Origin of the sequence: Campylobacter sp. US25a, assembly GCF_004379075.1 — a bacterium.
GTDB lineage: Bacteria > Campylobacterota > Campylobacteria > Campylobacterales > Campylobacteraceae > Campylobacter_D > Campylobacter_D jejuni.
The window spans coordinates 1-12702 of the sequence record NZ_RYYM01000001.1; the positions used below are offsets into that span (position 1 = coordinate 1).

Annotated in this window: 13 protein-coding genes and 2 pseudogenes; 3 read left to right on the plus strand and 12 right to left on the minus strand. The window is 31.5% G+C overall.

What is annotated here, in order from left to right; translation table 11 throughout:
* Nucleotides 1-253 (minus strand): annotated as a pseudogene (locus tag ELQ12_RS00005) (amino acid adenylation protein); the annotation flags it as partial.
* 59 nt (nucleotides 254-312) lie between these two features.
* Here ELQ12_RS00005 and ELQ12_RS00010 point away from each other — a divergent pair.
* A pseudogene (locus ELQ12_RS00010) lies at nucleotides 313-1526 on the plus strand (DUF2920 family protein).
* Between the two features lie 13 nt (nucleotides 1527-1539).
* Here ELQ12_RS00010 and ELQ12_RS00015 read toward each other — a convergent pair.
* The 11 genes from ELQ12_RS00015 to dcd are packed head-to-tail and all read right to left on the minus strand — an operon-like array spanning nucleotide 1540 to nucleotide 10764.
* Nucleotides 1540-1761 carry an acyl carrier protein gene (locus ELQ12_RS00015; protein WP_002786077.1) on the minus strand — a complete coding sequence of 74 codons (222 nt, stop codon included), beginning with the start codon at nucleotides 1759-1761 and terminating at the stop codon, nucleotides 1540-1542.
* The gene (locus ELQ12_RS00020) at nucleotides 1761-2822 is read right to left on the minus strand and encodes a beta-ketoacyl-ACP synthase III (protein WP_004313910.1); all 1062 of its coding nucleotides are present in this window, start codon (nucleotides 2820-2822) and stop codon (nucleotides 1761-1763) included. Before ELQ12_RS00020 ends, ELQ12_RS00015 begins: the two co-directional genes overlap by 1 nt.
* The gene (locus ELQ12_RS00025) at nucleotides 2812-4374 is read right to left on the minus strand and encodes an HAD family hydrolase (RefSeq protein ID WP_004313911.1); all 1563 of its coding nucleotides are present in this window, start codon (nucleotides 4372-4374) and stop codon (nucleotides 2812-2814) included. The genes ELQ12_RS00020 and ELQ12_RS00025 overlap by 11 nt, the downstream gene beginning before the upstream one ends.
* Entirely contained in the window at nucleotides 4371-4787 is a 417-nt protein-coding gene (locus tag ELQ12_RS00030; RefSeq protein ID WP_004313912.1) for a VOC family protein, read from the minus strand. The genes ELQ12_RS00025 and ELQ12_RS00030 overlap by 4 nt, the downstream gene beginning before the upstream one ends.
* The gene (locus ELQ12_RS00035; RefSeq protein ID WP_002829515.1) at nucleotides 4780-5673 is read right to left on the minus strand and encodes a class I SAM-dependent methyltransferase; all 894 of its coding nucleotides are present in this window, start codon (nucleotides 5671-5673) and stop codon (nucleotides 4780-4782) included. The genes ELQ12_RS00030 and ELQ12_RS00035 overlap by 8 nt, the downstream gene beginning before the upstream one ends.
* The gene (locus tag ELQ12_RS00040; protein ID WP_004313913.1) at nucleotides 5670-5900 is read right to left on the minus strand and encodes an acyl carrier protein; all 231 of its coding nucleotides are present in this window, start codon (nucleotides 5898-5900) and stop codon (nucleotides 5670-5672) included. The genes ELQ12_RS00035 and ELQ12_RS00040 overlap by 4 nt, the downstream gene beginning before the upstream one ends.
* Nucleotides 5901-5930: 30 nt before the next feature.
* Entirely contained in the window at nucleotides 5931-6722 is a 792-nt protein-coding gene (gene legH, locus ELQ12_RS00045; protein WP_004313914.1) for an N-acetyltransferase LegH, read from the minus strand.
* Nucleotides 6719-8026 (minus strand): DUF4910 domain-containing protein, encoded by a 1308-nt coding sequence (locus ELQ12_RS00050; RefSeq protein ID WP_063674736.1) that lies wholly within the window; start codon nucleotides 8024-8026, stop codon nucleotides 6719-6721. The genes legH and ELQ12_RS00050 overlap by 4 nt, the downstream gene beginning before the upstream one ends.
* Nucleotides 8019-9149 carry a UDP-4-amino-4,6-dideoxy-N-acetyl-beta-L-altrosamine transaminase gene (gene pseC, locus ELQ12_RS00055; protein WP_002867330.1) on the minus strand — a complete coding sequence of 377 codons (1131 nt, stop codon included), beginning with the start codon at nucleotides 9147-9149 and terminating at the stop codon, nucleotides 8019-8021. Before pseC ends, ELQ12_RS00050 begins: the two co-directional genes overlap by 8 nt.
* 1 nt (nucleotide 9150) lies before the next feature.
* On the minus strand, nucleotides 9151-10155 hold the full coding sequence (gene pseB, locus ELQ12_RS00060; RefSeq protein ID WP_002873131.1) for a UDP-N-acetylglucosamine 4,6-dehydratase (inverting): 1005 nt from the start codon (nucleotides 10153-10155) through the stop codon (nucleotides 9151-9153).
* Nucleotides 10156-10203: 48 nt separating this feature from the next.
* Nucleotides 10204-10764, minus strand: coding sequence for a dCTP deaminase (gene dcd / locus ELQ12_RS00065; protein ID WP_134264480.1), 561 nt, complete (start codon nucleotides 10762-10764; stop codon nucleotides 10204-10206).
* A 144-nt stretch (nucleotides 10765-10908) separates the two neighbouring features.
* Between dcd and accB the strand changes: the two genes are divergently transcribed.
* Together accB and ELQ12_RS00075 are read left to right on the plus strand one after the other, a co-directional pair.
* Complete coding sequence (gene accB, locus ELQ12_RS00070) at nucleotides 10909-11364, plus strand: acetyl-CoA carboxylase biotin carboxyl carrier protein (protein WP_134264481.1); 456 nt, start codon at nucleotides 10909-10911, stop codon at nucleotides 11362-11364.
* 1 nt (nucleotide 11365) lies between these two features.
* Nucleotides 11366-12697 carry an acetyl-CoA carboxylase biotin carboxylase subunit gene (locus tag ELQ12_RS00075; protein WP_126235946.1) on the plus strand — a complete coding sequence of 444 codons (1332 nt, stop codon included), beginning with the start codon at nucleotides 11366-11368 and terminating at the stop codon, nucleotides 12695-12697.
* Nucleotides 12698-12702: the final 5 nt, after the last annotated feature.

Here is a 12702-nt window from a genome sequence, read left to right on the forward strand (position 1 = left end):
TTCCACTTAATGCCACTCCAAAAAATGAAATCAAACAATCAATCCCTTTAGGTAAGATGATTAAAACAGGAGCTTGAGTAGGATTATCACTTCCTAAAGTTTTTAAAATTTCACTGGCTAGTTTTTTAGAAAAAAGATCAAAGTCTTTATAAGTGATTTCTTTTCTTTCTTTGGCAAAGGGTTCTACAAAAGCGATCTTTTTGCTAAATTTAATCAAATTTTTTTCTAGAAAATCGTAAATATGGGTTATCATGTTTGCCTTTTTAGTTTTTTGTATTATAATATCAATAAATTAATAAAAAAGGTCTTTATATGCTCATAAACCAAACCTTTGAAATCGATTCTTGTGATGATGTAGAACTAAGTATTAAAAGAACTAGTAAGCTTGAATACCGCATTAGCTATGATGATGAAAAAGATCTCAAAGCTATAGTTTTTGTCATAGGAGGTTATGGAGCTAATGCAAATATTTCTTTTTTAGATTTTGATAGGGAATATATTGCTAAAAATTTTAACGTTGTAGCGGTGCATGTTTTTTATCATTGTTTTTGCCATAGAAGATCAAATGTTGAGAAATATAGTGCATACAAATATTTTCAAGAGGAAGATATTGAAAATATTAAAAATTTATTAAATCAGTTTCATTTTTTTTATAGTGAAATAAATAATGATAATGCGCTTTTTTTAGCGAATTCTTTAGTGAAACATGTAGAAAATTTAAAAATGCAAAATAAACTCGATCATAACTTTAAGTTAAATTTTACTTCAACTTTTATCCCACCCAATGGAGATTATCAAAACTATGGCATTATGGCAGCTATTGATCATATCAATGCTTTAAAAGATTTAGTTAAACGTTTTCCAGAATTTGCAGATTTACCAAAAATTTATGGGGGGGGTCTTATGGAGGATACCTATCTTTACTCATAGCAAAAATAGCTCCTTGGTATGTGGATGGTGTGATTGATAATTCGGGTTCGGCTTTGCCTTCTCCTATGTTTATTTTAGAAAGAGAAAGTGGACAATATGATTATTTTGAGGAATATCCACATAATAAAATAGGATTTTTTATTAAAACTCATTGGAATGCTGATGTTAATTCAAAATATTTTTTTCATGCCGAGAATTATTTAATTAGAATAATTCCTAATTTAGCTCATTTAACCATACAAGCTAGTGTCAATAAAAATATTATTTTAGTATCTTATCATAGTTTAAAAGATCCATTTAATACAGCAAAAGATAAACAAACTCTTTTTTTAGCATATAAAGAGCTAGGATATGACGCCACTTTACATTTAATAAAAGATGAAAGCGAGATTGATGGAAGATTTATAAAGGACTTAAATCATGGTATGAGGATTGCTGATAAAGCCTTATTTAGAAAAGAACTTCCTTTAATGCTTGAAAAACTACAAAAAAGAAAATCTTTTATGCAAGAAAATTCCATCTCTTATCCTTGTGGAAATAAAGTGTTTACTTTTAAAGATGTGGGAGATAAATTTGAATTAACGATAAAAGATTAAAACCTTAAAGGTTTTAATCAAGCTTTGCTAAATCGATTAAATCACTCACTTTTTGACAATTTTTCAAGTCCTCGGCTGTGATTTTTAAAGCAAAAAGATTTTTATAAAGCACCATCACAGATACAAAAGCCAAACTATCCCACTCGTCTATATCATCAAGTAGCATATCTTCATTTAAGTCTTCATCTCTATGCATAGCTTCTTTAAGCTCTTCTAAAAATTCAGTTTTTGTCATTATTTCTCCTTTGTGTAAATTAAAATATCTTTTGTGTATAAATCCTTGAAATTTAGCACCGCACTTCCCCAGCTAAGCCCTGCACCAAAAGCACTTAAACTCGCTTTAAATTCTTTTGGAGTATCTAGTTCGCAAAGTAGAGCAGGTAGTGAACAAGCGCTTAAATTAGCGTATTTTTCCATGATGAAATTAGGAACTTTATCATCATTAAGTTTTAACTCTTCTTTAATACAATCAACCAAATACGCATTAGATTGATGAAAAAGATGAAAAGCAATGTCTTTTTCTTCTACCTTGGAAAATTCTAAAATTTCTTTAAAGCTTTTAGGTTCGCATTCTAAAGCCATATTAAAAATATTTGCTCCGTCCATGTAAAGATTTTCTAATTGTCTAAACTCCTCAGTTTGCATGAGCGAATCATCGTTAAAAATATCTGCTTTAGGTATTCTCATCGCACCTTTTGGAATGATGAGTTTATCAAAATGTCTTCCATCGCTTCCAAGTTCAAAAAAGGCTTCATTAAAATCCGTTTTTTCAATCAAAGTTGCACTTACTCCATCGCCAAAAATTGGGGCTAAATTCATATTTTTAGGATGGATGAATTTGCTTAAAGTATCCCCACAAACGAGCAAAATTTTACCTAAGCCACTTTGTATTAAAGAATGAGCGACAAATAAGCCGTATAAATACCCTGCACAAGCTTGCCCCAAATCAAAAGCTATGGTTTTAGAGCTTAAATTTAAAAGCTGATGTAAATAACAAGCCGTAGAAGGCATGAAAAAATCAAGACTTTGAGTTACTACGATGAGTGCATCAAGACTATTTTTATCTATATTTAAACCTTGTAAAAGTGTATTGGCTGCGTGTTTGCCAAGATCGCTTACACAAGTGTTTTTATCACAAATATAACGTGTTTTTAAGCCTATGACTTTTTTCATTCTTTTAAGGGTTTTAATATCATTTGAAAAAACGCTTTCTAACTCATCATCAATGCAAATTTTATGTTCAGGTACGCTTACGCAAATGCCTGAAATTTTGGCTTTATCAAATCTAGTTTTCATGGATTATAAGTCCTTTAAAGTTTAAATTTTGAAATGAAACAAGGGCTGAGTTTTTTTCAATTTCTTTAGAAATTTGTTCTAAAAAGCTCAAAAATGGCATATTTCTTTCGCCTTTTTGATAGTAAAGCCTTGCATTATTGTTTTTAAGATCAAAGAAATGTAAAGCTAGTTCAAAGGCTTTAAAAAACATTCTAGTTTCAAGTTTTCTACCTAAAGCCCTACAAGAAATGCAAAGATCATCGATAAATAAATTTCCTTCTTTACAAGAAAAAACAAAAATAGCGATAATCCCACTATCGCTTAATTTATCACTCATACTCACACTTACAATGAGTTCTTTTTGCATGTGTTGTGCGACTTTTTCTTGATTTAAGCGTGTGTAATTAGCGATAAATTGATTGGTTTTGCCTAAAAGTTCGCTAATGCGAGGGATATTTTGCAGATCATTTTTGCTAAAATTTAAGCTGATTTCAAGATTTTGAAAATATTCTTCATCGCTTAAGCTTTTAAGCTCTTCTCTTAAAGCATTGGCTGCTATATCTTTGGCACGAATTTGATCTTCTTTGGTATTTGAAAGTTTTAAAAGATTAGGAAAAAGTTTGATTTTATAAAGTATATTTTCATCGCATAAAAGTGTTTTAACGCCTGTAAATTTGGTATTTTCAAGCTCGGCGATATTATCATCTATAAAAAGCATGGCATTAGTATTTATATTAAATTTTTTAGCAATTTTTAAGATATTTTCACCCTTTGGCTCCCAATTGATCATTCTAACATCAAAATCATCCCATTGTAAGATGAAATCTTTCCTTATTTCAAAAAGTTTTTTTGCGTCTTTTTCTTCATTTTTTGAAGCTAGGGCAAGTAAAAACCCTTGTTTTTTAAAAGTTTTAATTTTTTCTTGTAAGGTTTTGTGCAAAGGACTTAAATTAAGATTATCTATACCCTCTTCACCTAAAATTCCTTGATACAAGGTATTATCAAGATCAAGTACAAGAGCTTTAAGAGCGGGTTTTACGAGTGCAGGGATGAGACTGAGTCCTAAAATTTGTGCTAAAAAAATCAAGGCTTTATTATTAAGCTTAGAGCCTGTAAGTTCTTCTTTAGCTAGGTCTAAAATATCTTCTTCATCAAAATACTCTTTTATGAGTTTTTCTATGTTAAAAATTTCACAATTTAAAATTTTTTTATCTGTTTTAAATTCTCCTAAACTAAGAACTAAAATAGGGTTTTGTGAAATTTTTCTTAGTTCTAAAAGTCTTTCTTCTATAAAATTTTGCACATTATTTTTATAGCGGGTTAAATCCAGCCATAAAAGTTCTAAATTAGCTTCTTTAAAATTATCAAAACTCAAGCTATCATCATAAGAGCTGAAATTAAACTCAGCTTTTAAATTAGCAAAATGTAAAAAAGGAGCAATGATACTTTGCACTCCTTCAAAAGCATGATTTCTATGGACATTAATAAGAAGATCTTGACTTTTGCTAAAGTCTAATTCTTTGGCGAATTTTATAAGCTCATTGCGTTTTAAATGGGGTGAAAAAAGATTCATTTTAGCTCCACAAGTTCGATTAAAAGCCTATTTGGCATCATGATAAAACAAAGTTTAGCAAAATAGCTTGCTTGCATAATAGGAACAATGCAAATGCCTCCTTGTTGTTCCAAAAGAATTAAATCTTGGGTGATGTTTTTACTTTCATAGGCTAAATGATACATTTTGGTATTATTTTTCAAATAGCTATCTAGTGGGCCTTTATCGTTTAAATTTTGCAAAAGTTCAAATCTATACTGTGGAAATGCTTCATTACAAGGAATGATAAATTCACCTCTTACCCCTTGTTTTTCATCTACAAATTCTGATTCTTTATAAAAACCTAGTTTAAAAAAACATTCCCTTTCTTTTTCTAAATTTTTACAAGCCACACCTATATGATGAATGGGTAAATTGAGTGTTGTATTAAGCATTTAAAACTACTGCCATAGTGATAGCATTTTTAAATTTCAATGCTTTTTCTAAACTATAATCATTTGCCATAAAACATTCATAAGTCTTAAGCTTTAAGCCTGATTTTTCTATCAAATCTTTAACTTCATCAGGATGGGAAAATAAATAAATATGATCAATAGCAGGAGCATTGATAGGAATAGTTGCAAAAATTTCCCCTCCATCGCTAAGAAGCTCTTTAGATCTTTTAAGGAATTCAAGAGGTTTTTCTACGTGTTCTAGCACTTCTCCAATCACTATCAAATCAGCTTTTTTATCAAAATCATAAGTAAAAAAATCTTGACATAAAAAATCACATTTTGTAATCAATCCCCCTACTTGTTGTTTTACCATTTTTTGAGTAAGTTCGCAACTTGTTGGAGAGATATCAAGTCCATAAAATGCGGAAAATTTACCACTTTTAACTGCTCTTGCAAAATATTCTCCATGGCCAGGGCCTATTTCAAAATAAGTTGTTTTTGGAGTAAAATTTTTTAAATATTGTGAAAAATACTTTCTCACTTTAATATGAGCTATCCAAACAAAAGAAGAAAGAGCTAAGCCTATCATGTATTGTTTCATATAGCTTTCATTAAAATAAACTTTATCCTTAACTTCATCAAAGCTAGAATAACGATAAGCCCCATTTTCTATGAAAAATTTTGTTTCTTCTAAAGTATCGTTAAGGATCAATAAATAACAATCGCATTGTTCTTTTATACTGATGCCATCTTGAATATAATAAGAAATTAATTTATCAAATTCTTCTTCGTCTTCTTGTGAAAATTCAATTTTTTTAAGATATTTAGAATGGATAGGATTTTTTTGAGCGATGGCTTGAAATAATTTTTCAATATTTTCTTTCATTTTTCTGCCTTTAGGGTTTGAATTTTTTCTAGTAAAGCGCTTTGAGATTTTAAGAGACCTAAATCTTCTTTGTTAAATTTGATTTCAAATTCTTCTTCTAAACTCATGATGATATCAATATGAGCTAAAGAAGTCCAGTTCTTGCAGTTTTCCATGCTTAAATTTGTATTTTCATCTACTTTGGTTTCAAGTATATTTTCTAAAATTTCATAAAATTGTTTTTCCATTGTATACCACTTTCTTGAGAATGTTGAAAATTAATATATTGTATCATAATTTTCTATTAGAATTGTTTGGTTTATATCTAATTTTTTCCATAAAATTTCTATATATTCTTTAGCGTTGTAAATATTTATATGATCTCCTGCAAAATTGTTTTTTTTAAAATTTTTAGTATTATTAACAATATTGATAATGTTAATTAAATTGGGCTCAGAAGATATGTCAAGTTTTCTAACATAATAACTAATGGTTTTATTGTATGATATATTGTTTTCATCAATTAAAATTCCAGAGAAAATTTTATGATATCTGTAAAATACATTAAATTGTTCTTCTGCATAATGTGTTAGTGTATGTCCTTGGCCTCCAAATGTCATATATTTTCCATTCTCTTTGGCTAAAACTTCATAAACACAATTTTCCCCAAAACAACTTGTTGTATCTTTTAAAAATAATTCTTCTTTTGCTCCTTTTATAGCAAAAGAAAATATAGGATCGTTTGTGCGTTTTACTCCTGTTTGTTTGCGAAAATATTCATTTAATGCTCCCATTTTTGTTTTGGAATTTATTTTGTCATAAACTTCATTTTTGCAAAAACTATAAGTAAAGGTTGGCATGATCAAAGTGCCTTCTTTGCCTATAACTTCAAAAAAGCAATTGAGTATAGTCTGTAAAAATTCATTTCTAGAAAGCAAAGGCACGCCAAAGTTAAAAAGTTCTGTATGTACGCATAAAATATCACCCCTTTTTATACCTAGTTGATAAAAAGCATCTATTAAATCTTTATCGGAGTATTTTTTGTCATTGTGTTCTAAAAAATATTTCATTTTACTAGTCCATAAAATTTTATTTTTTCCAAAAGTTCTTTAAATTCATAAGCTTGCATATTTAAGATATTGGCTATATCGATGATATCATTCTCTCCATCGCAGTAAGCTAGAAAATTACAAGCCAAAGGAATGTCATTAGCAGTGCTAAGGGTATGATATAGCCCTCTTTTGCCAAGATTGGGTTCGCATACTATGGTGTTTTCATATACGGCGTTGATTTCTAGATTTAAAATTATTTCTTGCATGCTTTGAAGTCCACCCATTAAGCCTTTTTCAGAGATAAAATTTAGATCATCTTTACTAGTGTGGTATTGTTCGTATTCTAAGTATCTTGTGCGACATACTCCTACTATGCCAAGATTTACAAGCGGAGCATTGTATTGTCTTTCATCGCTTCCACGATCTAAAAAACTAAAAGTTTTGAAATTTTCTTTATTTTTAAGCGTATGCAAGGCAACTTTATCGCTTAGAGTGTTTTCTTTGGGTGTGTGTATGAGTGAGTAAGCATGATCATCACCTAAGCAAGAAAGCACAAAGCCTGCTTTAACATGTTTTTTTAAATGCTCTAAATGTTTGCTAAGATAGACTATAGAGCCTATGGTTTCAGGAATGATGACAAAGCGGTAATTATACTTTCTTTCTTTTAAACTCAAAAGCCATTTTGCTAGGAAAATAGCCACCACAGGACCACTAAGCTCATTATTTGCCATGGAAGGATGACAAAGATAGGTTGAAATTAAAATTTCATCTTTTGAATTTTGCGTACTAGGTAGGATAAAATCAGCATAATCCAAAACCCCATTTTCATCATGTTTCGCATTGATATAGACTTTGTATTTGCCTTTTTTGAGTTTTTTTCTTTCATTATGCGTGAGACAAAATCCCCAACGCCTTTTGTAATAACTTGTTACATAAGGAATAGCATCGAGCATTTCTTCTATGGAGTAAAGATGATTTTGAAGTTCTTCAAGTTCGATTTCTTTATCGATAGCTTCGCTATAATTTAGAAGGTGTAAATTATGCTTTTTAAAATCACAAATTTTTTCTCCTTCTGGAGTGATGATATAGGCTTCTTTAGCGTTCCATTCATCAGGGACTATCCAGTCAAAAACCTTTGTGCCACTTTTTATAGAGTGAAATTTGAGTATACCCCCCCCCAGAGTTTTATTTAAAATTTCTAAGCTAGCTCTAAAACCTTGCCCTGTGATACTCCTAGGGATAGGAAAAAGTTCACAAGCTAGTTCATACATAGCCTTTCCAGTTTGGTTAAAATCTTGACTTCTAAAGTCTAGCTTATCCACAATATCCCTTTTTAACTTTTTCAAGAATGCTAAATAAAGTATCTTTTACAAATTTTGCATCTTTTAGATTCATTTCTTGATGACAAGGTATGCTAAGCTCGGCTTTGTAAAAATTATCCGCATTTTGGAGTCTGATTTCTCCTAAGAGTTTTTTATAAAAACTAAACTCATAAGTTGGTTTATAATGTACCTGTACGCCAATTCCTGCATGAAGTAAGCTTTCAAAAAGTTCTTCTTTTTGACAATAAAATTCAGGAAAAAGCAAGATAGGGTATAAATGTCTTGAGCTTTTTTTATAATTTTTGATTTTTATCGTGGAAAAATAAGGATTTTTTTCAAATTCTTTATCATAAAAACTTGCAATTTCTTCTCTTTTTTCAAGATTGTGATCGAGTTTTTTAAGCTGGTTTATCCCTAAAGCACAAGCAACATCGCTTAAGCGGTAATTATAGCCAAGTTCTACCATATCGCTATCCCAAAGCCTTTTTTTAATTATACCATGGCTTTTTAAAAGCTTGATTTTGGTGATAAGCTCTTCATTATCACTCACCACAGCGCCGCCTTCAAAAGTAGTGATGGGTTTAACAGGATGAAAAGAAAAGATAGAAAGATCGGCTTTTTTTCCTACTTTTTCACTTTTATATAAGGCACCTAAAGCATGGCTTGCATCATCGATTAAAGGGATATTGTATTTTTTAGCAAGGCTTGAAATTTCATCTATTTCAACGCTATTTCCCCCAAAATCCACCACGCTAATAGCTCCTATATTTTTACTATCTTTTAAAAGTCTTGCTTCTAGTTTTTTTTCATCAATATTGCCATCGTTTTTAATGTCGATAAACTCTACCTTAGCTCCAGCTATTAAGGCTGCATTAGCCGTAGCAGCGAAGGTTAAAGGAGTGGTTAAAACGATTTTTTCTTTGATGCCTAGTGCTGTATAGGCAAGATGAAGGGCTGAAGTGGCTGAGTTTAATACACAAGCGTGTTTTACGCCCACATATTCACAAAGGGCTTCTTCAAATTCATCTACCTTTTTACCCCCTGTTAAAATTTCATCTTTTAAAGCTTTTGTAAGCGCATCTATATCGCTTTGATCGATGTTTTGATGAGAATAAGTAAGCATTTTAAAAACCTTCGGTGTGATTGATGATTTCTAAAAGTTCTTTTTCGCTTGCCCATAAAGGATTATTATCCGAACTATAAGAAAAACCATCTTTTACCTTTTGTCCTTTTTCGCCTAGGGCATTGATACTAAAGTCATTATCTTTATCTACAAGTTTAATGCTAGGGCTTATGGCATAGTAGTTTTCAAATTCATAGGTTAAATGACTATCATCGCTTGAAATCATGATTTCATGTAGTTTTTCTCCTGCTCTGATACCTATGATTTTATGACTTAAATGAGGAGCTAAAGCATGAGCTAGATCGGTGATTTTCATCGAAGGAATTTTAGGGATGAAAATTTCTCCTCCGTGCATTCTTTCAAAATTGCTCAGTACAAATTTCACTCCATCTTCAAGGCTGATCCAAAAACGAGTCATTCTTGTATCGGTGATAGGAAGTTCTTTAGCTCCTTCGCTGATGAGTTTTTTAAAGAAAGGTACTACCGATCCTCTTGAACCTACAACATTGCCATATCTTGTAACACCAAAGCGTGTTTGTTTGTTACCTGCTATATTGTTTGCAGCGACAAAAAGCTTGTCGCTTGCAAGTTTGGTTGCGCCGTATAAATTTACAGGATTGCAAGCCTTGTCTGTGCTAAGAGCGATACATTTTTTAACTCCATTTTCAAAACAAGCGTCGATGACATTTTGCGCACCGTGAATGTTTGTTTTTATACATTCCATAGGGTTATATTCAGCAATAGGTACATGCTTCATTGCAGCAGCATGTATAACAAAATCCACATCACGCATAGCAGCACTTAAACGCTCTTTATCTCTTACATCTCCTATGAAATAACGCATACAAGGAGCATTAAAAACGCTTGCCATTTCAAATTGTTTGAGCTCATCACGAGAATAAATGATAATCTTATTAGGTTTATAGTTTTCTAGCAAAACCTTAGTATAAGTTTTTCCAAAAGAGCCTGTTCCGCCCGTGATTAAGATATTTTTTTTGTTAAACATTTTGCCTTCCTTTGCTTAAGTTTTTTTAAATTAAAGCAATAAGTGTTCCTATTTTAAAATTCTTGGTAAGGTAATGCCAGTTTGGGCTTGATACTTGCCTTTTTTATCTTTATAAGTGGTGTCACATTTTTCATCGCCTTGCAAAAACAACACTTGCGCTATACCTTCATTGGCATAAATTTTTGCAGGCAAAGGTGTAGTATTTGAAATTTCTATAGTGATATGTCCTTCAAAACCTGGTTCAAAAGGAGTAACATTGACGATGATACCACATCTTGCATAAGTGCTTTTGCCAAGACAAATAGCTAAGACATCATCAGGCATTTTAAAATACTCTATAGTTCTAGCTAGGGCAAAAGAATTTGCAGGAACTATACATACATCGCCTTCAAAATCTACCACATTTTCTTCTACGAAATTTTTTGGATCTATTACGGTTGAATTGACATTGGTAAAAATTTTAAACTCACGCCCTACGCGTATATCATAGCCATAACTTGAAAGCCCATAGCTTATTACACCTTTTCCTATATTTGCTTCGCAAAATGGCTCGATCATCTTGTGTTCTAATGCCATTTTTCTTATCCAGTTATCTGCTTTTAAGCCCATTTTTAACCTTTTAATATTTGTAATTTTTTATAAGATTATAACCTAAAAAATCTATATTTTTTATGATTTTTTTCTTTTTTAAAGTTAAATTTTAAGTTTTTTTATATAATACAAGATTAAGTTCTTAAATTTTAGGAGAATTTTATGACAAAAGAAGAAATTAAAGAGTTAGTAAACCTTTTTGCTGAAGCAAATATTAGTAAAATTAAGATCAAAGAACAAGATGGTTTTGAAATAGAACTTGAAAGAGATATGTGTTGCGATGTTCCAGCTCCTGTTTGTCCTCCAGTTCCAGCTCCACAACCTATCAATGTAAGTGTTGTAAATGAAGCTCAACCTAGCCAAAATGCAAAATCAAACAAGCCAAGTATAAACAGCCCTATGGTAGGAACTTTCTATCAAGCTCCAAGCCCAGGTGCAGCACCTTTTGTAAAAGTAGGTAGCACGGCTAAAAAAGGCGATACTATAGCTATTATCGAAGCAATGAAAATCATGAATGAAATTGAAGCGGAATTTGATTGCAGGATCGCTGAAATTTTAGTTGCTGATGGTCAGCCTGTAGAATTTGGAATGCCTTTATTTGCGGTGGAGAAATTATAAAATGGAAATTAAAAGCATATTAATTGCTAATCGTGGAGAAATAGCACTACGCGCTTTAAGAACGATTAAAGAAATGGGTAAAAAAGCAATTTGTGTGTATTCTGAAGCAGATAAAGATGCTTTATATTTAAAATACGCTGATGCAAGCATTTGTATAGGAAAAGCAAGAAGTTCTGAAAGTTATTTAAATATCCCAGCTATTATCACAGCAGCTGAAATTGCTGAAGCAGATGCGATTTTTCCAGGATATGGATTTTTAAGTGAAAATCAAAATTTTGTTGAAATTTGTGCTAAACATAACATCAAATTTATAGGTCCTTCTGTAGAAGCTATGAATTTAATGAGTGATAAATCAAAAGCTAAACAAGTAATGCAAAGAGCAGGCGTGCCTGTAATCCCAGGAAGCGATGGGGCTTTAGCAGGAGCTGAAGCAGCTAAAAAACTTGCTAAAGAAATAGGCTATCCTGTGATTTTAAAAGCAGCTGCTGGCGGTGGCGGCCGTGGCATGCGTGTGGTGGAAAATGAAAAAGATCTTGAAAAAGCGTATTGGTCAGCTGAAAGCGAGGCTATGACAGCTTTTGGTGATGGAACTATGTATATGGAAAAATACATTCAAAATCCACGCCATATAGAAGTGCAGGTTATAGGAGATAGTTTTGGTAATGTGATTCATGTGGGCGAAAGAGATTGTTCTATGCAAAGACGCCATCAAAAACTTATAGAAGAATCCCCTGCGATTTTACTTGATGAAAAAACACGCACTAGGCTTCATGAAACTGCTATTAAGGCAGCCAAAGCTATAGGATATGAAGGTGCAGGAACTTTTGAGTTTTTAGTTGATAAAAATTTAGACTTTTATTTTATAGAAATGAATACGCGTTTGCAAGTTGAACACTGTGTAAGTGAAATGGTAAGTGGAATTGATATCATAGAACAAATGATTAAGGTAGCAGAAGGTTATGCCTTACCATCTCAAGAAAGTATTAAGCTAAATGGGCATTCTATAGAATGTAGAATCACGGCAGAAGATTCTAAAACTTTCTTGCCAAGTCCAGGTAAGATCACTAAATACATTCCACCCGCAGGACGCAATGTCAGAATGGAAAGTCATTGTTATCAAGACTATAGCGTGCCTCCTTATTATGATTCTATGATAGGTAAGCTTGTAGTTTGGGCAGAAGATCGCAATAAAGCTATTGCAAAAATGAAAGTAGCTTTAGATGAGTTACTTATAAGTGGGATAAAAACAACCAAAGATTTTCATATTTCTATGATGGAAAATCCTGATTTTATTAATAATAACTACGATACAAATTATCTTGCAAGACATTAAAATTT